Below are 25,964 nucleotides of genomic sequence, written 5' to 3'. Positions count from 1 at the left end.
ATTTAAGGCGAAGTGATATTATGGCTGGAGCAAAAGAAATCCGTTCGAAAATTTCGAGTATTAATAAAACTCGAAAAATTACCCGAGCGATGGAAATGGTGGCTGCAAGTAAAATGCGTAAAACCCAGGAAAGAATGCGCGCATCCAAACCTTATGCCAGTAAGATCTACAGTGTAGTAAAACATATTGCTCGTGCGCACTCAGAGTACAGACATCCGTTTATGAGTCACCGCGACATTAACCGTATCGGACTTATTGTAGTGACTACAGATCGTGGATTATGCGGCGGTTTAAACGTGAATTTATTACGTGAAACCGTACGTACTATCCGTGGTTGGAAAGAGCAAGGCAAAGAGGTTGATCTTGCAGTTATTGGCCGTAAAGGACAAGCATTTTTCAAACGAGTTGGCAGTAATGTTCTCGGCTCCAAGGAGCATCTTGGTGACACACCAGGCATTAAAGACATTATTGGTATCGTTAAAGTAATGCTTGATGCATTCTACAATGGCACGATTGATGCCTTGCATGTAGTTTACAACGAATTTGTGAACACCATGACCCAAAAACCTGTGGTGAAACAATTACTACCATTGCCAAAATCAGAAAAAGACAGCGAAACAATGGGGCATCATTGGGATTATATTTATGAACCTGATGCTAAGGAATTGCTGGATAATCTTTTAGAACGTTATATCGAATTACAGAGTTACCAAGCAGTAGTTGAAAATATTGCGTGTGAACAAGCGGCTAAAATGATTGCAATGAAAAATGCAACGGATAATGCCGGTGATTTGATTAAAGAATTTCAATTGGCTTATAACAAAGCCCGACAAGCTGCAATTACGCAAGAACTAGCAGAGATTGTCGGTGGCGCAGCCGCTTTATAAGAGGGTATAAAATGAGCTTAGGAACTGTAGTAGAAATTATTGGCGCGGTTGTGGATGTGGAATTCCCCCGTGATAATGTCCCTAAAATCAATGATGCATTGAAACTTGCAGATGGTGATTTAGTTTTTGAAGTCCAGCAACAGTTAGGTGATGGCGTCGTGCGAACCATTGCGATGGGTACAACCGAAGGGCTCAAGCGTGGTTTAAAAGCTGAAAATACAGGCAATCCCATTCAAGTACCTGTAGGAAAGAAAACTCTTGGCCGTATTATGGATGTTCTAGGGCGTCCAGTAGATGATGCCGGTCCTATTGGCGCAGAAGAGCATTGGGCAATTCACCGCAAGCCCCCTACATATGAAGATCAAGCTGGCAGCCAGGAATTACTGGAAACAGGTATTAAAGTGATTGACTTACTCTGTCCTTTTGCCAAAGGGGGTAAGGTCGGCTTGTTCGGTGGTGCCGGTGTAGGTAAAACCGTAAATATGATGGAATTAATTCGTAACATTGCGATTGAGCACAGCGGGTACTCAGTATTTGCCGGTGTGGGTGAGCGTACTCGTGAAGGAAATGACTTCTATCATGAAATGAAAGAATCCAATGTATTGGATAAAGTATCACTTGTTTATGGTCAGATGAATGAGCCACCAGGCAACCGTTTACGCGTGGCATTAACTGGATTGACCATGGCTGAGAAATTCCGTGATGAAGGCCGTGACGTATTATTATTCATCGACAACATCTATCGTTACACTTTAGCAGGGGTTGAAGTATCTGCTCTGTTAGGCCGTATGCCTTCTGCAGTAGGTTATCAGCCAACACTCGCTGAAGAAATGGGTATGTTGCAAGAACGTATTACCTCTACTAAAACTGGATCCATTACTTCGATTCAAGCAGTATACGTACCTGCAGACGATTTAACTGACCCATCTCCAGCAACTACATTTGCTCACTTGGATGCGACAGTAGTATTGTCCCGTCAAATTGCAGAGTTGGGTATTTACCCTGCAGTAGATCCTTTAGATTCTACTTCACGACAATTGGATCCACTCATTGTGGGACAAGAGCATTACGATACTGCTCGTCGAGTACAACAAACATTACAACGCTATAAAGAATTAAAAGATATTATTGCGATTTTGGGGATGGACGAGTTGTCTGAAGAAGACAAACGTGTGGTTACCCGTGCGCGTAAAATCCAAAGATTCTTGTCACAACCATTCTTTGTTGCTGAAGTCTTTACTGGTTCCCCAGGGAAATATGTCTCTCTAAAAGATACAATCAAAGGCTTCCAAGGTATTCTGGCTGGTGAGTACGATGACTTACCTGAGCAAGCATTCTATATGGTTGGTAGCATTGAGGAAGCAGTTGCTAAAGCAAAGACCTTGTGAGGTAAACCAATATGACTAGAACAACGCACTTAGACATTGTCAGTGCTGAAACTGAAATATTTTCTGGTTCAGTAGAAATGGTTGTTGCAAGTGGGGAGTTAGGCGAGATTGGTGTAACAGCCGGTCATGCCCCTTTGCTCACCGTTTTAAAACCTGGTGAAGTTCGGATTACTTTACCTGGTGGTCAACAGGAAATTTATTACGTACAAGGTGGAATGCTAGAAGTTCAACCAAACAACGTATCTATTCTTGCTGATGTGGCTGAACGTGCGGAACATCTTGACGAAGCAGCTGCACTCGCTGCAAAGGCGCAAGCTGAAGCCGCAATGGCCGGTAAAGGTGGTGAAATGGATTACTCTGTTGCCGCCGCAGAATTAGCGCGCGCTGTAGCGCAAATTCGTGCCATCCAAAAGGTGAGAAAGAACATTAAATAAGCTCTTTCCACTCCAAAATTTATCACCTCTTTACTTAAATACTGAGGTGAATAGGAAATGAATCGCGCCACATTCGGGTTCTCGCACAGCGGGAACCTATCTAAATATCTCCCACAAAAAATTCCCTTTATCTTTTTAAAAATCATAAGTGGGGGTTTTCTGGTAAGTCCACCTCTTCTCCTGAATATAGCCTTTAATTTGATTTTTTATACTAGGCATTTTTTACCCCTACAACTTATTCATTTTAAATTATAGTCAAGAAAGTAAAGGATAATTAAAAGGAATCACCAATAAATAAATTTGTTCCTGTAATTATGGGTTATCAACTTTCTTTAAATAATCTCGTTTGTTTTTAATTTCAGCATATAAAACAACCATATTGCGTCCATTTGCTTTTGCATAATACAACGCTTTGTCTGCTGACTCGATAAGTTCCATCGGTGTATGACCATGTGTAGGGAATTCGGATATTCCCATAGATATGGTAATTGGACCCACATGTTGCGCTCCATATTTGAGTTGTATGCGCGAAACGGCATGGCGGATTCTTTCTGCACGAGATTTAATAGACTCGTCATTAACACCATAAAAAACAACGATAAATTCTTCGCCGCCATATCGCGCTGCGATATCCCCGACACGAATATCTTCTTGGAGTATTTTCCCCAATTCTTTTAACACAGCGTCGCCTGCATCATGTCCATAAGTATCATTAATTTTTTTGAAATGATCTAAATCCATCATCACTACAGCAAGTGGAACATTGGTTCGTTCGGATTGATGAATTTGTTTTAAAAGAAAATCCTCAAGATAACGTCGGTTATATAAACCGGTTAAAGGATCGCGAATGGATTGATGACGTAAGTTTTCCCTTAAACGTACGTTTGCAAAAGCAAGCGCCGTTAATTCAGCAAAAGCAGTAATCAACAATCGCTGATTTTCGGAAAAGCCCTCCGGTATTTCATTGATTAATTCCAGATACAATAAACCATAGATATCATTTTGTGCCATTAACGGTACACAGATATAAGTACTATTATCAATTTGCTCCTGAATGACGTGATTACAGATGAGTTGATTATGTGCCGGCCTTACATAATGTGTCCTGCCCAAACGTATTGCCCAGCATTCATGAGGGGAAAAAGTAGTTTTTTGTTCATTCGGGGAACCCCAGCTTGTAGCAATTTCTAAATAATTTTTTGAAGGATGCATGACATATAAATACCCTCTGGCAAAATGCAGCATTCTTTCGCAATATTTAGCCATGACATTACCTAGCTCATCAAGAGAACCACAGGCCAGTAAAATATCGCTCATTTCAACCAGAAGGGTGATTTGATCATTTTTATCTTTGAGTGCTTGCATGCCAAGACTTAATTGATTGTAGGATTCTTTAAGCTCCGCCTGCTCCTCAATTTGTTTTGTAATATTCCGAATAATATGTACAGCGCCTTTAATTTCATTGATCTCATTGGTAATGAGGCTGGAAGTAATTTCATATACATTTTGTTTTTCATCAACTTCTATTTCTATATTTTTAACAAATTCTCTACCTTTTAATGATTCCTTCCAAATATCTAATAATTTATTTCTTGAATCTTGGTCCGAAAAAATATTATCGACACTCATGCCAATCATCAATGAGATGCCAAACAAGCGTTTAAATTCCTCCAGGTATGCCTCATTGAATATAATATAGCGGTAATTGGTATCTACCGCAGCGATCATGTCTGTTGCACTTTCGAGAATACTTCTCAATTGAATTTCAATAATTTTTCTTTGCTGTTCTGATTGTAAACTTCTAGAAAGCTCCTTATTTGCCAATATAAAGGTTAGGAATAGACCGCAAATACTTATGAGGCTTCCTAATATGATTATAATATTTGCTAATTTCGCATCACTAAGCGCTTTGTCATTTCTTCCTTGGAGTAAAGCCAGTTCTACGGATTTAATTTCTTGCCCTAAATCTCGAATTTGATTGGAAAGATCTACTTCCTGGCGAAAGGAATCGATTCCTTCTGGTGTTTGTAGTTTATTATTCTGTCTTAAAGGAATATTGAAGGTGATTTGGTTCAGTCTTTGATTGATTAAATCGATGAAACGATTTACTCGTTCTGTTTGGGATAAATTGTCCTTAGTCAATTTAAGTAAGCTGTCAAAACGCTCTTTAAAATTTAATTTCGCTTTGTCAATTTTATTGAGGAATTGGTTATCCCCGGATATAAAATAACCTCTCTGATATGAATTAATATTGACTATTGAAAAGAGTATTTGATCGGTGTTTTGTATCACTTGATAGGTATGGGTGACCCAATAATTGGTTTTGACGAGTTTATTGACTTGAAAATAAGAAAATATACTTATAATGAATACAAGTAAAAGCGCAGGAATAAAGATTGAATAAAGCAAAATTTTGCTAAATCCAGAGTCTGAATGAGCGACTAAGGCTGCTTGTTTTTGCTTTTTTATAAAATCCATAGTATCCCACTTAAAGGTATTCCTTTATTCAAGTATATAACATTCCCTAAAAAAATAGGATTTGGCTGTAAATGTTAAATTATAACAAAAACTTAAAATATTATTCGCTATTAATACACAAAGTTATCCACAGGCAAGAAAATATTTTAAAAAATATATATTTTAATTATTTATTTATTTTCAAATAGTTAAATGAATTTTTAATGATTCATTTAAAAAAGATTTAAAGTTATTCACAATGAGTTGATACATCATGTATCTATCACCCCGGGGTCTCTGCTAAAATATCTTTGCAATAGAGCTTTACGATGGTTAAATACTATTTAATAAATTTTCATGAACAGAAATCCAATGAATGAAGTAACAGAACGAAAGGCGTTAACAGAGTTTACTGAAAAGGCTTATCTGGATTATTCCATGTACGTTATCCTGGATAGAGCCTTACCTCATATAGCCGACGGATTAAAACCCGTGCAGCGGCGTATTATTTATGCGATGTCAGAACTTGGTTTAAAGGCAACTGCCAAGTATAAAAAATCAGCTCGCACTGTAGGGGACGTACTTGGTAAATTCCATCCCCATGGTGACAGCGCCTGTTATGAGGCGATGGTTTTAATGGCCCAACCCTTTTCTTACCGCTATCCTTTCGTAGATGGTCAAGGAAACTGGGGCTCTCCAGATGATCCTAAATCCTTTGCTGCCATGCGCTATACGGAGGCTCGATTGTCTGCTTATGCAGAAGTGTTATTATCCGAGTTGCTGCAAGGTACAGTAGACTGGGTAGATAACTTTGATGGAACGTTACAAGAACCTTCATTATTACCGGCTCGCTTACCTAATATATTATTAAATGGTGCAACAGGGATCGCTGTAGGCATGGCTTCAGATATCTTGCCCCATAATTTAACCGAGGTGGCGAATGCTTGCATTCATTTATTGGATAACCCACACGCTGATATTACAGAGATAACACAACATATAAAGGGTCCTGATTTTCCTACCGAAGCAGAAATAATTACTCCGCCAACAGCAATGGCCAACATGTATGAAACAGGCAATGGGTCTATTAAGATGCGGGCTGTTTATCGAATTGAAAAGCAAAATATCGTCATTACCGCATTACCTTATCAAGTCTCTGGTGCCAAAGTCATAGAACAAATCGCATTGCAAATGCAACAGAAAAAACTTCCTATGGTTGAAGATTTGCGCGATGAATCCGATCATGAACACCCCACGCGCCTGGTTATTATTCCCCGCTCCAACCGAGTTGATGTAGAAGGGTTAATGTCTCATCTATTTGCTACCACGGATTTAGAACGTAGTTATCGGGTGAACTTCAATATGATCGGGTTAGATGGCAGACCCAAGGTAAAAAATTTGTTAGCTATTTTAAGGGAATGGTTAACTTATCGGATTAGTATTGTAAAAAGAAGATTGGAGTTTCGTTTAGCAAAAGTTCTGGAACGGATTCATGTATTAGAGGGGCTGCTCATTGCCTATTTAAACATCGATGAAGTCATTGCCATTATTCGTGAACATGAAAATCCCAAACAAGGTTTAATCGCTCGTTTCAACCTCAGTGATCGTCAAGCAGAAGCAATATTAGAAATGAAGCTGCGTCATCTGGCAAAATTGGAAGAAATTAAAATACGGGGCGAAATGGATGAATTATGCGCTGAACGAGATCATTTGCAAAATATTTTAAGTTCGGAGGTGCGCCTAAAAGCTTTAGTTAAAGAAGAAATAATGAAAGATAGAGATGAATTTGGTGATTCTCGCCGTTCTCCTATTATTGTCCGCCAAGAGTCTCAAGCATTAAAAGAAGAAGATATTTTACCCAATGAACCCATTACTGTAGTCCTTTCTAAAAAGGGTTGGGTGAGGGCAGCAAAAGGTTATGATGTCGTTGGCAGTGATCTGAGTTATAAGGCGGGTGATGAATTCAAAGCACAGGCAATGGCCCGTTCAAACCAGCAAATCCTCTTTTTCGATAGCGAAGGTAAAGTATATTCCTTGCCAGGCCATGTATTGCCCTCAGCTCGCGGACAAGGTGAGCCTTTGACGGGTAAGCTCAATCCTGCTGAAGGTGCATTGTTTGAGGCTGTTGTTGGCGGAGAAGCGGAACAACTGGTGTTATTGGGCTCAGATGCTGGATATGGCTTTATCGCAAAAATCGGTGATCTATATGTAAAAAATCGCAATGGAAAGGCTTGTATTAAATTACCGGATTCCAGCCATATTTTACCACCACGTGTGCTCCCCAAACATGAAGAGTTGTTTGTTGCTTGTGTTACCAGCGTAGGTCGATTACTCATTTTTTCTGCCAAAGAGGTCCCTGAATTATCACGGGGTAAAGGAAATAAATTAATTAGTATTCCCTCGGCTAAGGCTGCTTCACGTGAAGAATATGTCGTTGATCTGCAAGTACTTACCGCAGATGACTCCCTGACAGTTCATGCAGGAAAGCGACATTTTACCTTGAAGGGCGGGGACCTGGATCATTATAAAGGAGAACGTGGACGCCGAGGTAACCGATTGCCGCGCGGGCTTCAAAATGTGACTCAATTGCAAGTCAATTCCTCAGAATAGCTTGAATTTTCCAATTTCTAGAAATAACTCTCTCACAACTTCTGGATTGATTTTGGGCTTTAAAATTAAGTTCAAGCGAATTTCTGGATCCCGCGGTCAAGCCGCGGGAAGTAGGAAAAATTAATCCTTCTACCAACCACCTCTGCACGTCCTGCGGCCAATCTGCTCTCTACGTCCTGTGACTAAGCACCTCTGCACGCCCTACAGCCAACCTGCTCTGCACGTCCTGTGACTTACCATCTCTGCACGTCCTGCGGCCAACCTGCTCTGCACATCCTGCGACTAAGCACCTCTGTATGTCCTGCGGCCAACCTGCTCTGCACATCCTGCGACTCCACCACCCTACGTCCCGCGGCTTGACCGCGGGATCCAAAAAAATCAGCTACAAGCTGGTTGATAAACCTCTTCCCCACAGATTTAAACTCCTGATCTATTAAATCCTTCTCACTAGTGATAAAGTGCTTGAAGTAAGAAGCGGAATGTCATTTCCACGAATTGGAACTATGTTTAGATAGGGAATTCTTAGCACTCATGTTAAAATTTTTTACCCTCTTCCTGGCTTGTCTGTTTCTTAGCGCCTGTATGGTCGGTCCTAATTATAAAGAGCCGCTAAAACCAGTTGTTACGCATTGGCCAAAAAAAGATGCCACAGTCAAAGAAACACCATTTAAAACGACTAAATGGTGGGAAGTTTTTCATGATCCAGTGCTGACTTCCTTAGTTTATGAAGGTTATTATAATAATTTATCGCTCCAAATTGCCGGGGTCAGAGTGCTGCAAACTCGAGCGCTCTTGGCTCAATCGGTAGGTATGTTGTATCCGCAACAACAGGCAGTAACTGGCAATTTTACCCATTATGAAATAGGTGGGAGTGAGCTGCAGTCGGTTCTACCCCAATCCTTTGACGTTTTATCCCTGGGTTTCGCTGCCAATTGGGAAATAGATTTTTGGGGTAAATATAGACGGGCAATTCAAGCCAATGATGCAACATTTTTGTCTTCATTAGCTGCTTATGATAATGCTTTAGTAACGCTTACTGCAGACGTTGCCAGCACCTACATACAAATTCGCACCTACGAGACACAAATCAAAGTAACTAAATCCAACATTGCGGTGCAAAGAGAAGGTTTAAAAATAGCAAGAGCTCGTTATACAGCAGGTCAAACGAATCTCATGGATGTAGAGCAAGCCCAGACGGAACTGTCACAAACAGAAGCGTCTCTTCCTCCTTTGGTCAATAGTTTAGAGCAGCAAAAAAATGCAATCGCTCTTTTATTAGGGACCATGCCGAATGGCGTGGATGGTGAACTTAGAAAAAATAAAGGGATTCCTAAGGCGCCTTCCACGATAGCAGTTGGAATTCCTGTGGAAACCATGGCGCGCAGGCCAGATATTCATCAGGCTCGTTTAGAAGCCATTGCGCAATCCGCCAAGATTGGCGCAGCAAAAGCAAACCTGTTCCCTTCTTTGGCTTTAAATGGCACTTTTGTTTTTTCTGCAAACAATATTGGCCAAAACTCGCTATCAGATATTTTTAATTGGTCCAATCACTCAATGACCGCAGGCCCAACATTAACTTGGCCGATTCTTAATTATGGTCAAATCACCAACGCGGTACGTGCACAGGATGCAGTATTCCAGCAGACATTATTGAATTACATCAATACAGTTCTCAAAGCGCAGCAGGAAGTACAAAATGGTATCTCTGCCTATATAGAAGCCAAAAAAACAGAACGTGCATTAACTATAGCCAATAATGCGGCGATTAAAACCTTGAAATTGGCTATTGTTCGTTACATTAATGGAGAGGTTGATTTTACCCCCGTGTTGAATGCTGAACAACAGCAACTAAGCGTTCAAACTGCTTTGGTAAACGCGCAAGCCAATATTCCGCTCGCTTTAATATCTCTATATCGAGCCCTAGGCGGTGGCTGGGAAATTAGAGGAAATAATGATGTTGTCCCCCCACTTATAAAAGCAGAAATGGGGGCGCGCACCAATTGGGGCACTTTGCTCAAACAAAAAAATCACGAGCCACCCCGAACCAGGAAAGAAAGAATAAAGGAGCTTTTCTTACCTAAGTGGTAGAGGAAAATCATCAATTAAAAATGGTGTTGGGTATGAACTTTAATCGAAATTCAAAATCATTAAAAATTTTAGGGATAGCATTAGCTATTGTACTTCTCATCTATTTGATTTCACTTTTCTTTGGCAAAAGTAATACGCCTGCCATTCCTACACCTCAGGTTGTTGTACAAAAACCTATATTGGCAGAAGTGGCTGAATATGTAACACAGACAGGCAATACCGTAGCCTTTAATTCAGTGAATTTGGTTGCACGTGTTGAAGGGTATCTGGATTCAATCGAATTTGTTGACGGTACTTTTGTTAAAAAAGGAAAAGAACTTTTTGTAATTCAACCTGAACCTTATTATGAAAAATTAAGAGCTGCTAAAGCCACAGTCGCTGCGGAAAAAGCATCTCTTGTCTATAACAAATCAGAATATGCACGCCAGCAGCGAATGTATAAGCAACATGCGACTTCTTTAAATGAAGTAGAAAAATGGTATGCCAAAACCCTGGAGATCACCGCAGGAGTGGATAAAGCAGAAGCTGAAGAAGTAAATGCCGCAATTAACTACAGTTACACCCATATTTCAGCGCCTTTTGATGGCCGAATCGGGCGCCATTTGGTTGATCTTGGAAATCTGGTAGGTCATGGCGAAGCAACCAATTTGGCAACTATCGAGCAAATTGATCCCATCTATGTTTACTTTAATCTCAATGAGCTTGATTTACTTAAATTACGTGCAGCTGCTCGGGCTCATGGATTTAAGCCTCAAGATATTAAACAAGTTCCTGTTGAAGTGAGCTTACAAAACGAGCCTACGAAAAAATATAAAGCCACGCTCGATTTCGTAAATACGGGTCTGAATGCCTCTACAGGGACTATGGAGCTTCGCGCTGTGTTACAAAATAAGGATCTTATCTTTGTACCCGGGCTTTTTGTAGAAGTACGCGTTGCAATCTCCAGACCGCAAAAACAATTAACAGTACCTGATACAGCAATCTTATACGACCAAATTGGTTCCTATGTGTTGATTGTAGATAGCAATAATGTAGTGGTTACTAAAAGAGTGACTTTGGGTAGCATTGAGAATGGAATACGGGCTGTATCTACAGGGCTCATGGCTGAAGACCGAGTCATTGTCGATGGTCTCCAAAATGCTACTCCCGGTAATAAGGTTGAGCCCCATGAACAGGACACGCAAACGAAAAAAAATATGGGAAATGTCAAAACTTAAATGTTCAATCCTTGTTGCATCTATGGATTAATATGAGAAGACTACAGAAATGATTTCTAAATTTTTTATTGAACGGCCTATATTGGCAAATGTCATTGCATTACTGATCGTCCTGTTAGGATTGGTAGCGATAATTGTTCTTCCCGTGTCTCAATATCCAGCAATTGTGCCGCCGACAATTCAAGTCACGACCACCTATCCAGGCGCCGATGCCAAAACCATGATTAAAACAGTGGCATTGCCTATTGAGCAGCAAGTAAATGGCGTGGAAAACATGTTGTACATGCAATCCACCAGTACAAACAATGGAACCTACACTTTAATTGTAACTTTCGCGATTGGTACTGATCTCAATTTTGCACAGGTATTGGTACAAAACCGCGTTCAATCTGCTATGGCTCAATTGCCCCAATCCGTGCAAAAGCAAGGCGTGCTGGTGCAACAAAAATCCACTGCTATCCTGCAATTTATCACCCTTACCTCTAAAAACAATGAGTACGATGGATTGTTCCTTGATAATTATGCCGCAATTAACATGCAGGATGAGTTATCTCGTCTGCCTGGCGTCGGCAATGTGCTGATTTTTGGAACCGGTACTTATGCCATGCGTGTTTGGCTGGATCCTAAAAAGATGTTGGCTTATTCGCTCAATCCAAGTGATGTGCTGCAAGCCATTAGCCATCAAAACCAGGAAGTTTCATCAGGACAAATCGGGGCACCCCCTACAGTAAACAAACAGTCGTATCAATTTACTGTCAATGTACCGGGACAACTTGCGGATGTGGATCAATTTGCCAATATTATTGTGAAAACGGTGGCTCAAAATCCCAATCAAAGCGCTAAATCAACGACAACGACACAAAGTGCCCAAATTGTTCGTATTCGCGATATTGGACGCGTTGAACTAGGTTCAAACAGTTATAACCAGCTCGCTAAATTAAATAATAAACCTGCTGCTGCAATCGGAATATATCAACTTCCGGGCGCCAATGCCTTGCAAGTTGCCACTGAGGTTCGTAAAGCAGTAGCCAATATGGCTAAGAAATTTCCGCCAGGTATGGAGTACTCCATTCCTTTTGATACCACTGTTTTTGTTAAAGCTTCAGTAGATGAAGTCTATAAGACATTATTTGAAGCGGGTATTCTCGTTTTAATTGTGATTCTTCTATTTTTACAAAACTATCGAGCGACATTGGTACCCACAACGACGGTACCAGTAACCATTGTGGGTGCGTTTTTTGCGATGTTGGCATTAAAATATTCCATCAATTTACTCACCTTGTTTGCACTGGTTTTAGCCATCGGAATTGTCGTGGATGATGCGATAGTCATTGTTGAGGGGGTAACTCAACATATTGAGCGAGGAACTTCTCCGAAACAATCAGCCATTAATGCAATGACGGAATTATTGGGACCTATCATTGGTATTACGCTGGTATTGATGGCCGTATTTGTCCCTGCCGGTTTTATGCCAGGATTAACAGGGGCTATGTATGCGCAGTTTGCCTTAGTCATTGCAGCAACTGCCTTCATCAGTGCTATCAATGCCATGACCTTAAAGCCCACCCAATGCGCTTTATGGCTAAAACCCATCGATCCAGATAGAAAAAAGAATATTGTTTTCCGTACATTTGATAGGTATTACTATCCCATTGAAAATAGATACCTTGGATTTATCGATCGGCTGGTTCACCACAGTAGGACCGTATGTTTTATAGGTATTTCTCTCGTAATTTTGGCAATTTTAGGACTAAGCAATATCCCTACCGGTTTTATTCCTATTGAAGACCAAGGGTATGCGATGATGAATGTGCAATTACCTGACGGCAGCAGCCTGGAGCGCACTGAAGCAGTATTGCACAAATTAAGTGAGAAGGTTTCCCAACTGGATGGAATTGAAAATGTCATTTCAATTGATGGGATTTCTCTTTTGGACAACAGTGCAAGTCTGGCCAACGGCGGCGTTCTTTACATCATGTTTAAAGATTGGAGCATTCGGGGTAAAAAAGAAGATTTATTGTCTATGTATAAAAGCTTAAATGCCATTGCCGAAAAAGAGTTGGGGGCTAAAATATTGGTGATGATCCCGCCCCCCATCCAAGGTTTAGGGATGTCAGGCGGTTTTCAGATGCAACTTGAACTGCAAGATGGATCCTTTGATTATCAAAAATTACAAACGGCTACCGATCAGTTGCTTCGCTATGCAAGCCAACAACCCGAATTGCAGCGTTTGATGACTTCTTTCCGTGCTGCAGTGCCACAGCTGGCTGCGCCTATAAACCGAGTTAAAGCAGAAGCCTTAGGGGTTTCAGTAGGAGATGCATCGGATACGTTACAAACCTATCTGGGCTCTTCGTATGTCAATCTTTTTTCTAAATTTGGACAAGTATTCCAGGTTTATGTCCAAGCCGATGCCGCATCACGAATGTCAGTTAACGATGTGCGAAATTATTATGTACGAAACAAGTCGGGACAAATGGTTCCATTAGGCACGCTGACTGACATGTCGCCCACAGTAGGGCCCTCGATTATCTCCCTTTATAATTTATATCCTTCCAGTAATATTTATGGTTCCGCAGCGCAAGGCTACAGCTCAGGACAGGCCATGCAGGTGATGGAAAGGCTTGCCAAGCAAGTATTGCCATCAGGTATATCTTATGAATGGACAAGTACTGCCTATCAGGAGAAGGTTGCCGGGAACATGAGTTATTACATTTTTATACTGTCGCTCATTTTGGTTTATCTTATTTTGGCGGGACAGTATGAGAATTGGATTGCACCAGCAGCAATTTTATTAAGTGTACCTTTGGCCTTACTGGGAACTGTACTGGTTTTATCGGCTTTAGGCCTTTCTAATAATATGTATACCCAAATTGGTGTTTTGCTGCTGATTGCTCTGGCTGCAAAAAATGCGATTTTGATAGTTGAGGTGGCAAGGGAGCAATGTGAACTTCATCACGTGCCAATTATGGAGGCAGCAGTTATTGGCGCAAAAACTCGCTTTCGTCCCATCTTAATGACCTCTTTTGCATTCATCCTGGGAGTGATGCCCTTGGTATTTGCTACAGGTGCGGGCGCTAATGCGCGGCGCTCCATTGGAATTGCTGTATGCAGCGGCATGCTGGCATCCACCTGCCTGGCCGTGGTATTCGTCCCTGCATTTTTTGTGGTATTGCAAACATGGCATGAAAATAGAAAAGCAAAAAAGCTTGCCAAGCAGGGAAATATTGGTAGGGAGATTAAGTTATAATCAATGATGTTTTCTATATAAGATGCATGAATTTTTCTTAATTAAAAACAACCCTCTTTCTTTGTTGACCTGCAAAATTACGTTTTGTTGATTTTCCTTACAGGTATTTTACAAAAAGACGTAAGGTTATATTAATTCTTCTTATGCTAATATTAAATATAGAGAGAAGTTTGGGATTTACCATGCTTACACCCCAGCAAATAGAAGCCCGTAGAAAGTATATGGAGTTGTTGATTAGAAAAGCTAAAGAAAAAGCTTTGTCTGCTCCTGACGCTTTATTATTTGATCCTCAAGGGCGTGTGCTAATTGATGTGGAATTAACTCAAGAGGATAAAGAACTTTTTAGAATAGGTTTTCCTAGAGAGAAAACCTTTACTGCTTCTAAATTCACTACAGTCAGTCTCGACGTAACAAGTGTTCCAGTTACAGAACCTCAATTTATAGATTATCAAAAACAATCTAAGCTCAGTGATGAAGATTTTAAAAAATTACTTGGTATTTTAACAGAGCCAGGTTTCTCCGACCTTTCCCTTGAAGAGCAAAATGTAAAATTGGCGGGCATTAAAGAAATTTACATGAACCTTCATCCTGTAAGTGAAAATAAAAACAAAGAACAAATCGAGGAAGAGTTTGATTCTCTTTTATATGATTTAACAGAGGAAGAAGACTTTGAAGAATATCCCAAAATTTTTGATGAATATCTTTTTCAAAAAAAGCAAGGGATATTACAACAAAAGTACAGGGAACAATATCAAATAAATGGATTATCCCCAGATGACCAAGCGCAATTATCTAAGTTTCAAAGCAGTATCATTCCCCTTCAACAAGAATTGCATTTCCATTTAGCGCTTGCTTCCAGAACTTACGCTAAAGTATTTGAATCCAAGTTTGTGGACAAACAAACGGAGGAACGCCTCACTAAATTTGCAGAAATTGAGAAACAATATGATACGGAGTCCCAAGAAAGGCAGCTTCGGAAAGATATTAAAAAACAAGAAAAAGCAAAGGTAGTTGATTTCCTAAAATTGAAAGAAATTCAAAAACTAACCGATGAAATCACCGAAAAAAAGAAAACAAAAGATCAATTAAAAGGTGAATATCTAATCGATGCAAAATCGAAACTAGTCCAAGAGCAATCGAAACGTCAAGAACAAATGGCTCTGGCACATCAAAATGCTATGAGACGGCTCCAGCCCTTAATTCAGCAGCAGTTTATCGATGCCGTAGCAGAGGCTAAAAAAGGTGGAACATTAGATACCGTCATTCTTAATGAGGAATTAGATAAAGCACGTAAACGTATTTCCATACAAGCACATAATATTCTAATGGAGGAGGTAGTTAGGGCAACAGGAGAACGCTTAACCAGAAAAGACCTGAAAAAAGCAGACGTGAAGCATTTAGCAGAGGCAACAACAGCTACTAATAATGATCTACTGCATGTTGACGGAGCCTTACAACAAGCCACCTGGATATCAGGTTCTGATAACACGGCCCATGAAAGAGGGATCAGTACGCTCGCTGACAGGCAAATTGCTACCATATCCCTTGATTCTGACTACGTCCCTTCTCGCTTACAAATTAGAACACCTTCTTTGGATGTGAAAGAAGACATCAGTAAAAAAGATGCCATTAATGACATTAGTGTGAAATTAACAGCACTTGCGACTAAGTATGATCTTAAAAATGTGATTCGTGGCAAAGAAGGATTAGCCAAGGCGTTTACCTATAACCTGCATACCGCGATTAACGATACTTTAGGTGATACTAACGGTAACAAACAGTCAGAAGGTGCACGCATTATCTTGAGTGGCGCACATTTATACAATAAAACGCAGATGCTAAAGATAAAACATGGGGCGAAGCGGGGTGAGGTTATTATACCTGAAGCAAAATATGCTCCTAATCCATTATGTCTTGTACAAAATATATCAGTTAACGGAAATGGTGATGAACTGGGATACGGAGGCAATTCTCTAAGAACTGAGGCCACTTTAATGACTGAAATGGCCATGCTGTATAATCTTTCAGGAGAACCTGCTACTGGGAGAGCCAAAGAGGTATTTCAGCTTTATAGAAAATTCTTAATGGATCCAAAAACTCCTTCTTATCCTAATGATGATCTGTTCTTTTCTAACTCAGAGGAAGGAAAACAGGCCATTAAAATAATAGGCCAAATTAAAGAAGCATGGATGAACGATGCAAAATATCCTAAAGAAAGCCCAGTTGAACAAGCACAAACCGCTTTAAAAAGAATGATGGCTAATGACTTACACCATCAACACAAATATGCCAAACTCATCCAGTCTTTATCCATTTTTATCGAAGAGGCATCCATTGCTGGATGTAAAAGTGGAAACGAACGCGCTCAAGCTATCAATGGCCGAGTTGCCATTTTTGATCATGAAGCAGCTCATCCGCCTAGTGAAATTTTTGATCTCGTAAAACAATTGGCCTCATCTCCATTAGACGTTTCAGAACACGCTGAACAGTTAATTGAAAAACTGGATAGTAAATACGACCAGTATTTACAATCTGGTGCTTCACTTGTTAGTGATGTAGATCAAGGCGCATCTGCCAAAGTTAATGTTAGGAAAGAAGTAGATCCCAATATGACTTGGTATAAAAAACCGTTCGCAGCAATTGGCAACTTTTTTTCTAATTTAAATCGAAATAATGCAGAATCTCCACTTCCCCATTTAAAACAGGGAAAGGCTGGTAACATGCAAGCGCATAAAGGACTTACCAAAGAAATGGCTGATTCTTGGGAACCAAAAAGTTTTGGGAAATTCCTTGGAAAAATGGATATTTTTCTCAGCGTGGTCACCCTCTCTGGTTGGCTTATAAAACGTCATGAAGATTACAAAGATTACAAAGCGAAGGCCACTCAAGAAATTCAAGAAAGATACACGAATGGAAAAACAGGTTTCGATGCATCTGCCGAGAAGCAAGAGGTTGTTCCGCCTTCTGTAATTGCCGATGAGGTACAAGAAGTAGTTGTGGAGGAGCAGCAAAAAGCCATCGTTGATGAGCATGTAGTTTCCGGAAGAGAAAAAGAAGAAATTCCTAATTGGAGAACAAAAAGGGAAAGCGGCACTTTCGTCATTCCACCTCCTGTACAGGGGAATACTAATGAACTAACGCTCATAGCGAAAAAAGAGTTACAGGATGGTCGACCATTAGATGAACTATCTACTACCGATGCACTAACAGAAACTTCTTCGTACAGCCCCAAAAATACTGTTAATACTTAAATTGATTCAGGTCTACATAATTTTTTAATTTTTTCTTTTACATCCTCAGGTAATTGAGTGAGAGACAAAGTACTTAATGCCGCACTTTGATAAAATTGTTTGATATCAGGTTTTTCTATAGCGTCCAAATGCAACCTAATGGTTTGCACATCCCCGCGCGCCAATGGTCCAGTAAGCGACTCTGAAATAAGCGCTGTTTTACTTAAATTATTCAGATTTCCTTGCATTAATTGAATCATCATTTGGCGGCTTTGTTCTGGATTCATACCCGCATTGAGAAGCAATTCTTCACTACACGCAGCCAAGGTAATTAAATAATTGGAGGCCATGCAAGCCGCAGCATGATATAACGCTTTTGCTTCAGGTTTAATGTTGATGACATTGGAATTAAGATGATTAAATGAATTTTTTAACCAATCACATACTTTTGGGTCACCTTCCAACACACAATCAACTTGCCTAAAAGCAGTCGCTTGCAGATAGTTTGTCTTAAATGCCTTTAATGGATGGAAGCTCGCAAGCAAGCAACCTTGATGACGCAATACAGAAAGTATTGAAGAGCTAAGTACCCCACTGCTATGAATGACAAAATGACCAGGTTCCAGATTTTTATTTTGGGCTAATGCTTTAACTATATTTTGAATGGCATCATCATTCGTACATATCCAGGTGATATCGGCATCGGGTAGGTGTTCGATCTTGCTGATAGCCTGACCAAAGCCAATTTCCTGGCAGGCTTTTTCTGCACTTTCCAAACTGCGGTTACAAAGGGAAAGAGATGAGATGAGATCTGCTTGATATAAAGCCAACGCGATATTTTTACCGAGTCTGCCTGCACCGATAATATTACACTTCATACCCATTAACTTGACTCAATAATTGCCAATTGTGACTTGCTCCTATCATATCGGATAAAATCGATATAAAAAACTCAATTTTTGCAAAAATGCATCACCATCTCCAGAATAATTGGTTATAATCATCTCAATTATGCATTTGAGAATGAACTATGCCTGATTTTCTGAAAGGAAATGCACAACAATTCTTCCATGCTTTTGGACAGGACTGGGCGATTGCAGAACAAAAAGATGACACAAAAACGATACTTAGAGATCTTCCAAGTTTTCACTTTTTGGGAACGGTCAAACAAGCAATAAGCTTTTTTAATATCTGGTATAAAAAAGTTCAAGGTAAATATTATCTGCAAGGCAATATGAGCGCAGGTAATCTATCTTATTTATTTGGACGCGATCCACTTAAGAAAGAAGAGGAAGATGTTGAGATTTACCACCAGAATTTGGTTCGTCTTGACTTTGGCTACGTGAATGATGCAGGAGAGAGTTGTGGCATCATGGTCATGTACCGAAAGGATAATCCAAAACAGTGGATCATTGGTTTAATTAAAAATACCCAGGCAGAACCTAAAGATAGGGAAGTGATCTGCATAACCAGTTTTGATTTAAAGCCTTATATTAAAAATTTCGATCCACAGCTAAGTCTTTCAACGGTATCTTCTACCCACTCATTATTGGCTCATATTCATTCAGCTATACCGACCTTTTTATTACAGAATGCAGTGGACAGTCATAATGAAATCAATTTGCGATTTCAACGTATTGTTCTGTTGATGCGTCAGTTTCAAATTGAGGGGGAAACAGCAACTCTTCGCAATCCTATTCCTTTTAATGAACTGAATTTATCTACTTTATTTGCTGATAATCCAATTTTGGATTTAATTCTCCAGTATAAACTATTTGATGAGCTCCCTTTATCCATTAACTTGCTCAAGGATATTTTATCTGAATCCAGTCAGTTACAAAAAGAAATTAAAGGAGTTAAGTTCACAGCGAATGAGGAGATTAATAAAAGGTTATTAAAAATTCTTCTTGTTTTCTATGATAAGGGAATCCTAGAACAAAACCGCCAGTTTCTCGCCAATATCGATTGTGTTAATAGATTTAAAGGATTCATGTGGCATGAAACCCAAATTCAATTACTCCCTTTTTTAATTCAAAAGAATTATCCGGATCCTTTAATCCAAATCATTTTATCGGAGGAAGCCTATTTCCGGGCAATTCATAGTTTGGTGGAGTTAGAACCAGAACTCACTCAAGATGTACCTCAATTTTTTGCAGATCCGACAAAACTTGAGGAATTAAAATTCATCCATTCATTACCTGACGAAAACACGAAACGATTGTGTTTGATATTTTGGGTGAAAGGGGCCTTATCCATTGACGGGTACCAACAAATTGTTGAGGCGGCGAAAGAGTACCCATTAATGGCTTCCAGTTTGGTTGCTCTGGATAAGACAAAGACAGTAAGCATAGAAAAATTGCAAAAAATTGCTTTGGATCCGTCTCGGCATTTACGCAAATCCATTGCATATCATTTTTCAAAAGAGCTTCAGAAGTTTCATGGAGTCAATTCCAAGTTACATTTATTAAATTTACAGGAATTGAAATCCGCAAGCACTGCTTTGCTTGTATTAAAAAAAGCAAAACATGGTAAAGCTGCAGACTATCTTTCAGTGTTAGAGAATGATAGTAACGGCCGCGCATTACGCTTGCTTTTGCCCCAGTTAGAAAAGTTTGAAGGTGACACGCTAAAGGTGTTGATAGATGTTCTTTTTGAAGGTATAAGAAAAGTAATACCTACTCAAGGGTATGAAGTGCTTAATATAGATGACAAGGAACAATTGTCGTTAGCTAAAAGTTTACAGGAACGGTTTATTTGTGTGATGCAAATGCAGGATCTAAAACTCAGTCAGGAAATAATTGAGTTGTCCGCACAAGAAGATACCGAAAAAGCACAACGTTTTCGCCAGGTCATTTTGCGGGTAGAGGCTCAATGTAAAAAAATTCACGAACGATTTTATAGTTCCGATTCCTACCGAGATACGCTTGCAAAATGGAAGATTGAGGAAGAAAGTTATAGAAAAAATATATATAAGATTACTTATGAAGCACTTAAAGGGAATAACATGGATGCACATAATCAATTAAAAAAAGCAGAAGATGCCATTTTAAAAATAGTGGATCCTGAAATTGAGTCTGACTTTTATAGAGTTATATATAATATTTTGCTTGTAGTTGCTAATATAGTCATTAGTGCCATTACCCTTTTTGGAGCGAATGCAGTTAAATATCATTACACAGGGAATTTTTGGTTTTTCAATCAATCAAGCTCAGGAGAAGAGATACGAGCCTTAGATAAAGAAGCCCTTAAACTTATGGATATCAATAAGGGTGAGGAATATGATACTTGGTCCATCCTATCCAGTAATCCAATGTGTTAACCCAACGTAGCCCATAAAAAGCTACACGCCTTAGCTCGGAACTATCTCCCTCCGGGCTGGGCATTCTTTACGCACCAGGCTTAGTTTCATAGTTATCTGTTTGAAAATTATTCTTGAACTTATTTTATATTTCTGCCTAATATGAACTATTCTAAGAGGACGACTGGGATTTAATGGATTAAATATGGGAATTCCTAAAAAAGCACTAAGGCATAGTCAACTAACTTACTCAACAAAAGCCGCTATTTCGGATAGCTCTCATCAAACCTTTCCTGTTACCTTTGAAGAAGATGGTAAAATCCTAAAAGGGTTTTTGAAAAAACTCGAACCTAAAAATCATTATCCTGAACTGCTAGCTAAGATTAGCGTTGCTACTTCATCTTTCAAAAGAGCCTTTCAAGGGAAAAGATCGGCAGAAGAGCGTTTGGTATTTCAAGAATATGATCTCGAAACCATGCCCGAGAGTAGTGATGCATTAAAGACCGAAACCCTTTATATTAAATTAGAAGAAAGTTCTTTAGAAGAAGGATCATTAAAGTACACGGTAAAGACTCCCGAAGGGATCATAAAAAAAGATTCTATTAACCTCAGCGAGATTCCTGATTTTAAACCGGAATCTCCTTTAACTATGGAACAGCTCCAGAACGTAAAGAGAAAGATTCTGGATATCACTTCAAAAAGAGGGCACACGGAAGACAAATTAATCGGAACCCTGTCCATTTGTCTGGAAAACTTTAAACCTTTTCATTTTGCAAGCCAGGGCATTCCTATAAATAGCACTTTAAAAGAGCAGGTTGCTCCGAGCGTGAATACCTTGGTCCAAGAAAATATCATGGAGCTTTTATTGGGCCGATGGTGGCTCGATGATGATGATTCACATCCCCATAATCTCAGCTTAGCCGGGGATATTGATTTTGACATGTTTTTTTATTGGTTCACGATTCACATGAAAGAGCCAAGGAAGGTTATTGGCATACCTAAAAAGAATGTTTCATTAACGGTGCGGGATTATGAAGCGTTTCCTAATGTTCAAGAATCCATGCCTTATCATTGGCCGCCTTACCAACACCCAGGGCAGGAGACAATCCCTGTAATCATGCCTGGTGTCCAAGAACAAGCGCTGAAACAACTATTACCTAAAGCCTATGCCGATCCAGTAGAATTCGCACGACTTGCTCAAAACTCACAGGCTCAAGAACAAAAATTTGCTGCTGCCCTGAAAGCGCTGTTAACTTTTCAGCCGGAGGTGCAACGTCGCCGATTAACCGAGCTTTTCGGTGATATCCCTTTAAATTACTCTTCCTTAAAGGACACTGATCCGATTTTAAAGGCAAAATATGAAGAGCTTTATCCCAACTTATGTAACGAAGAAACTGATAAAAAAACATTTGTTGATTTTATGATGGATTTATATCAGGAACATTATGATAGTTTATATCGGATAGTCGTCTTTTACATGGGATGCTCGGATAATGGTTACGGGATTCCTTTACCCCCTTCCTACTTGGCTCTATACGAAAAACCCTCTTTTTATCAGAATGTCAAAAAGTGGGTAAAAGATGAAAATGAGACAACTTATAGTACGGAAGAATTAACCCGGTATGATACGGATGAAATACAAAAACGATATCATCAAATTTGGCGTGATGCATTTGCACCCATGATAAAGGATTTAATTTATAACTCCTACAGATTAACCAACTCATTACTCAAAGAAGCGACCAATCCACCTCATATGCAAATTTCTGAATTGGTCAGCAAAAAAGTGACCGATGAGACTCTAACCAGTGCATGGGAGCTATTTGGAAATCTCCCCGTTATTTCCCCTGATATTATTGAGTCAAAAATTCGGGTGGATAAGGACAGTAAATTACGTGACGCAGTATTGTCTTTAGCGGCTTTTGTGAATGAGTTTCATGCGATAACCAAGACTTATTATGAAAAAGAACGCAAGGATCTTAAAGAAGAAGACAACTTGGAATTTTCAAATAAACTGACCCTGTTGTATCAAACATATAATTTAAAAGTACGCCAAGCTTTAGCCAACACGACCACTTATGCCGCTGAATTTAATGGCATTGCTTCAACGCTTAAGTTGCTTGCAGACCAGGTAAACTTCCAGGTTCATTTGACAACCACAGATCAGCTAATGGAAAAAGCACTACTTTCAGTAAAAAGAGAAGTATTGCCTTTTACCCATGAGGAGGTAAAGAAACAATATTATGATTCATTATTTGTATGGGCAAAAAGTCTAAAACCCGAAGAGTTAGAACGTTATATCAATGAAATCATAGATAAAAAGTATGCACCTCTTTTGACATCACTGTCCTTTCGTCAACGAAGTGATCCCGTGAAAAACTATTTAAAAACCAGCGCGCATGAAAGCGGCGATAATCGCCTGGCTTATATATTAAGCTCAGGGACCCAAGATGGTGCGTTAAATACTTTGCTGGTACAAGGACTGACGCATTTAATGTTGCAAAAGCATCCTATTCCAAGTATTGATTTGGCCATAAGAGATAAAAGTTTTGAAAAAGGCATCATCGATTTTACTCGAGATGTTGTTTTTTTTGCTAAAAAAGACAAACGGTTTACCCATGCTTATAGTGAGGGGGGTATGACAACATTATATAAAACCATGTATGATTGGGTAGACACACTCACGGAGAAGTCATTCGGCAGCTTAATCTCATCTTCCTTAGCAGCCTACGAAAAGAAAACCTGGGGAAGCCTGTGGGGGGCCTCTAGAAGGGCAGAAGTTGAAGGTTATTTAAAGGGTAACAGTAATGCAAAAGCTTTGGCGATGATTTTTATGAATGGCAGCGAAACCTCTACCCTCAACGAATTTTTATTTGTTAAAATAATTGAAACCATTAAAAAAGAAATCTCCCGATATTCTATAATGCTAGAAGAGCCCAAATACCAATTGATTGATAATTTCAATATAAAAGACCATAAACAATTTTATCTTGATAACTTGAAATATCACCACGAAACCATTTCCGCATCACATCGGCAGTTACAACTTACCTATGAGAATACTTATTAACAAATAAAGTAAAAAATGTGCTCTATACTTCAAGTGTTCACCTACCCAAGTTTGTGACCACTTAAAGTATGGGTTATGATCCTTTTTTTAACGCTGTGAGAGCTTCACATGTCTTTAGATTTAATAAAAACTTTGCCTCAATATTTGTTGCCAAAGCATGGGCTAACCTTTCTTGCAGGATGCTTGGCCGAAGTAAAACATATTAAAGTCAAAAATTATATTATTAAGCGATTTATCAACAAGTATGAAGTCAATATGAGTGAGGCAATGATAGAAGATCCTACTGCCTATCCGAGCTTTAATGATTTTTTTATTCGCCATCTTAAACCGGGAAGCAGGCCTATAGCTCAAGCAGATATCATCTCCCCAGTTGATGGCAGTGTGAGTGAAATAGGATCCATAGAGCAAGGGCAATTAATCCAGGCAAAAGGCCATAATTATTCTCTAAGCGATCTTCTAGCCTGCAATAATGAAGTAGCCGCTCAATTCATCCATGGCCACTTTGCAACTTTGTATTTATCGCCCAAGGACTATCATCGGGTGCATATGCCCATGGATGCCTCCATTTCTTCAATGACTTATATTCCAGGCGCTTTATTTTCAGTCCAACCTTCTACAGTCCGCGTGGTACCCCGTCTGTTTGCGCGCAATGAACGTCTCGTTATCTTTTTTTCTACTAAGGTAGGCCCCATGGCTATGGTTATGGTGGGCGCCACCATAGTTGGCGCCATTGGTACCAGTTGGCACGGGGATATTAAGCGCAGTAAAAACCGAATTGATTTTGAATACAATCAAGAAAAACAGCAAGAAGTCATGGCCCAAGGAGATGAAATGGGCTATTTCAAATTGGGATCTACTGTGGTTTTGTTGTTTGCAAATGATGCCCCCGTTCACTGGAATTCCGATTTAAAAACTGGGAGTAAAATACGGGTTGGGGAAGCAATAGGGAGTTTGGGGCAATGATAAAAAAAGTCGCCTTGACGAAGCGCAACTTCATCAAGGTTAAACTTAGGATATCACCCATTCCTGGTTATGCTGCGCTTCATTATTGCTTTATTGCTTTTAATTGAGTGAGAATAGGGTTCCTAATTTTTTATTTAAAGCATTCTGGTAAACAACGGAAGCAACGCTTAAATCCTGAATGGAAAGACCTACTGACTTAAATACGGTCGTTTCCTTTTTGTACTCTGGTTGTTTGTTGATTAACCAATGGCCAATTTCAATGATGTCTTCTTGTTCGATTTTATTTTCCTGGACCGCGCTGATTATCTCTCCAGATTCAGCCATCACTGCATCCAATTGATCTACAATAACTACAGCATTTTTAAGAACCTCACTGCTAATTTCCTTCATTTTAGGCGTGTGCGATCCAATTGCATTAACATGCACATGGGGTTTTAGGTCGCTCAGGTGTATTAAAGGTTCCACACTGCCGGTCGCCGTGCAAATGATGTCTGCATTTTTAACCGCTAAAGCAACGCGCTCATGAACCTTGATTGTATATTGGTGCGCATATTTTTCCGCGAATTGTTCTGCATTTTTGATGTTTCTTGACCATACTGAGACCTCTTTAATTTCTCTTACATTGGCAACGGCTTCAAGTTGAGTTTCTGCTTGCACACCGGAACCGATGATGGCCACATGAGTGGAGTTGTCCATAGAAAAATATTGGGTTGCTAATCCTGAAACTGCTCCGGTTCTCAATGCAGTGAGATATCCTGCGTCCATGAGGGCTTTGGGTTCACCCGTGCTGGCATCAAGTAACATGATAAAACCAGTAATGGTCGGCTTATTCAATGCACTGTTTTTAGGGAAAATGGAAGCCACTTTTAATCCTAACGCTTTATCCTGGGCCAGATAGGCAGGCATGGTTAAAGTAAGTGCCTCTTCTTCATCAATGCTTATACCCGTTCTTAAAGGGAGCATTGCCTGCTTATTCGCTAATTGAATGAATGCTTTTTCCATTGCTGTAATGGCTTGGCTCATGGTAATACATTGTTTGACTTCATCTAGGGATAATAATCGAAGACTCATG

At 39.7% G+C, this 25,964-nt stretch carries 14 protein-coding genes; 11 read left to right on the top strand and 3 right to left on the bottom strand.

The genetic code is table 11. From position 1 onward, the window contains the following. Positions 1-20: 20 nt before the first annotated feature. The 3 genes from atpG to BU07_RS0113110 are packed head-to-tail and all read left to right on the top strand — an operon-like array spanning position 21 to position 2,709. Positions 21-887 carry a F0F1 ATP synthase subunit gamma gene (atpG, locus tag BU07_RS0113120; protein WP_031566733.1) on the top strand — a complete coding sequence of 289 codons (867 nt, stop codon included), beginning with the start codon at positions 21-23 and terminating at the stop codon, positions 885-887. Between the two features lie 11 nt (positions 888-898). Beyond that, complete coding sequence (gene atpD, locus BU07_RS0113115; protein ID WP_031566731.1) at positions 899-2,275, top strand: F0F1 ATP synthase subunit beta; 1,377 nt, start codon at positions 899-901, stop codon at positions 2,273-2,275. Between the two features lie 11 nt (positions 2,276-2,286). Beyond that, entirely contained in the window at positions 2,287-2,709 is a 423-nt protein-coding gene (locus BU07_RS0113110; protein ID WP_031566729.1) for a F0F1 ATP synthase subunit epsilon, read from the top strand. A gap of 312 nt (positions 2,710-3,021) precedes the next feature. On the opposite strand, the gene BU07_RS0113105 is transcribed toward BU07_RS0113110, so the two are convergent. After that, positions 3,022-5,187, bottom strand: a complete 2,166-nt coding sequence (locus tag BU07_RS0113105; protein WP_031566727.1) for a diguanylate cyclase — start codon at positions 5,185-5,187, stop codon at positions 3,022-3,024. Between the two features lie 336 nt (positions 5,188-5,523). On the opposite strand from BU07_RS0113105, the gene parC reads away from it, so the two are divergent. The 5 genes from parC (at position 5,524) to BU07_RS0113075 (ending at position 17,582) form a co-directional block, all read left to right on the top strand. Next, positions 5,524-7,776 (top strand): DNA topoisomerase IV subunit A, encoded by a 2,253-nt coding sequence (parC, locus tag BU07_RS0113100; protein ID WP_031566725.1) that lies wholly within the window; start codon positions 5,524-5,526, stop codon positions 7,774-7,776. Between the two features lie 531 nt (positions 7,777-8,307). Then, positions 8,308-9,864 (top strand): efflux transporter outer membrane subunit, encoded by a 1,557-nt coding sequence (locus BU07_RS0113090; protein WP_031566722.1) that lies wholly within the window; start codon positions 8,308-8,310, stop codon positions 9,862-9,864. 32 nt (positions 9,865-9,896) lie between these two features. Next, positions 9,897-11,081, top strand: a complete 1,185-nt coding sequence (locus BU07_RS0113085) for an efflux RND transporter periplasmic adaptor subunit (RefSeq protein WP_031566719.1) — start codon at positions 9,897-9,899, stop codon at positions 11,079-11,081. A gap of 49 nt (positions 11,082-11,130) precedes the next feature. Beyond that, positions 11,131-14,331 (top strand): efflux RND transporter permease subunit, encoded by a 3,201-nt coding sequence (locus tag BU07_RS0113080; protein WP_031566717.1) that lies wholly within the window; start codon positions 11,131-11,133, stop codon positions 14,329-14,331. Between the two features lie 182 nt (positions 14,332-14,513). Further along, the gene (locus tag BU07_RS0113075; RefSeq protein WP_051635586.1) at positions 14,514-17,582 is read left to right on the top strand and encodes a hypothetical protein; all 3,069 of its coding nucleotides are present in this window, start codon (positions 14,514-14,516) and stop codon (positions 17,580-17,582) included. Here BU07_RS0113075 and BU07_RS0113070 read toward each other — a convergent pair. Further along, on the bottom strand, positions 17,579-18,439 hold the full coding sequence (locus BU07_RS0113070) for a Rossmann-like and DUF2520 domain-containing protein (protein WP_031566714.1): 861 nt from the start codon (positions 18,437-18,439) through the stop codon (positions 17,579-17,581). The two genes, BU07_RS0113075 and BU07_RS0113070, sit on opposite strands and share 4 nt — an antisense overlap. A 152-nt stretch (positions 18,440-18,591) precedes the next feature. Between BU07_RS0113070 and BU07_RS0113065 the strand changes: the two genes are divergently transcribed. The 3 genes from BU07_RS0113065 (at position 18,592) to asd (ending at position 24,892) form a co-directional block, all read left to right on the top strand. Next, positions 18,592-20,880: a hypothetical protein gene (locus BU07_RS0113065; protein ID WP_031566712.1), complete on the top strand. Its 2,289-nt coding sequence runs from the start codon at positions 18,592-18,594 to the stop codon at positions 20,878-20,880. Positions 20,881-21,064: 184 nt separating this feature from the next. Beyond that, positions 21,065-23,929: a hypothetical protein gene (locus tag BU07_RS0113060; RefSeq protein ID WP_031566710.1), complete on the top strand. Its 2,865-nt coding sequence runs from the start codon at positions 21,065-21,067 to the stop codon at positions 23,927-23,929. Positions 23,930-24,037: 108 nt separating this feature from the next. Next, positions 24,038-24,892, top strand: coding sequence for an archaetidylserine decarboxylase (gene asd, locus BU07_RS0113055; RefSeq protein ID WP_031566708.1), 855 nt, complete (start codon positions 24,038-24,040; stop codon positions 24,890-24,892). A gap of 99 nt (positions 24,893-24,991) precedes the next feature. On the opposite strand, the gene BU07_RS0113045 is transcribed toward asd, so the two are convergent. Then, entirely contained in the window at positions 24,992-25,963 is a 972-nt protein-coding gene (locus tag BU07_RS0113045) for an ornithine cyclodeaminase family protein (protein WP_031566707.1), read from the bottom strand. Position 25,964 lies beyond the last annotated feature (1 nt).

The sequence above is a fragment of the Legionella wadsworthii DSM 21896 = ATCC 33877 genome (genome assembly GCF_000701265.1).
Taxonomy (GTDB): domain Bacteria; phylum Pseudomonadota; class Gammaproteobacteria; order Legionellales; family Legionellaceae; genus Legionella; species Legionella wadsworthii.
Note: the sequence above shows the minus strand (reverse complement) of the source record. Positions and strands in the feature narration are given on the sequence as shown.

Bases quoted from the DNA above. Each gene is read 5' to 3' on its own strand.
- BU07_RS0113060 (WP_031566710.1), top strand. From the start codon at position 21,065: ATGGGAATTCCTAAAAAAGCACTAAGGCATAGTCAACTAACTTACTCA.
- BU07_RS0113105 (WP_031566727.1), bottom strand. From the start codon at position 5,187: ATGGATTTTATAAAAAAGCAAAAACAAGCAGCCTTAGTCGCTCATTCA.
- atpD (WP_031566731.1), top strand. From the start codon at position 899: ATGAGCTTAGGAACTGTAGTAGAAATTATTGGCGCGGTTGTGGATGTG.
- asd (WP_031566708.1), top strand. From the start codon at position 24,038: ATGTCTTTAGATTTAATAAAAACTTTGCCTCAATATTTGTTGCCAAAG.
- BU07_RS0113110 (WP_031566729.1), top strand. From the start codon at position 2,287: ATGACTAGAACAACGCACTTAGACATTGTCAGTGCTGAAACTGAAATA.
- BU07_RS0113090 (WP_031566722.1), top strand. From the start codon at position 8,308: ATGTTAAAATTTTTTACCCTCTTCCTGGCTTGTCTGTTTCTTAGCGCC.
- BU07_RS0113065 (WP_031566712.1), top strand. From the start codon at position 18,592: ATGCCTGATTTTCTGAAAGGAAATGCACAACAATTCTTCCATGCTTTT.
- BU07_RS0113080 (WP_031566717.1), top strand. From the start codon at position 11,131: ATGATTTCTAAATTTTTTATTGAACGGCCTATATTGGCAAATGTCATT.
- parC (WP_031566725.1), top strand. From the start codon at position 5,524: ATGAACAGAAATCCAATGAATGAAGTAACAGAACGAAAGGCGTTAACA.
- BU07_RS0113075 (WP_051635586.1), top strand. From the start codon at position 14,514: ATGCTTACACCCCAGCAAATAGAAGCCCGTAGAAAGTATATGGAGTTG.
- BU07_RS0113070 (WP_031566714.1), bottom strand. From the start codon at position 18,439: ATGAAGTGTAATATTATCGGTGCAGGCAGACTCGGTAAAAATATCGCG.
- BU07_RS0113045 (WP_031566707.1), bottom strand. From the start codon at position 25,963: ATGAGTCTTCGATTATTATCCCTAGATGAAGTCAAACAATGTATTACC.
- BU07_RS0113085 (WP_031566719.1), top strand. From the start codon at position 9,897: ATGAACTTTAATCGAAATTCAAAATCATTAAAAATTTTAGGGATAGCA.
- atpG (WP_031566733.1), top strand. From the start codon at position 21: ATGGCTGGAGCAAAAGAAATCCGTTCGAAAATTTCGAGTATTAATAAA.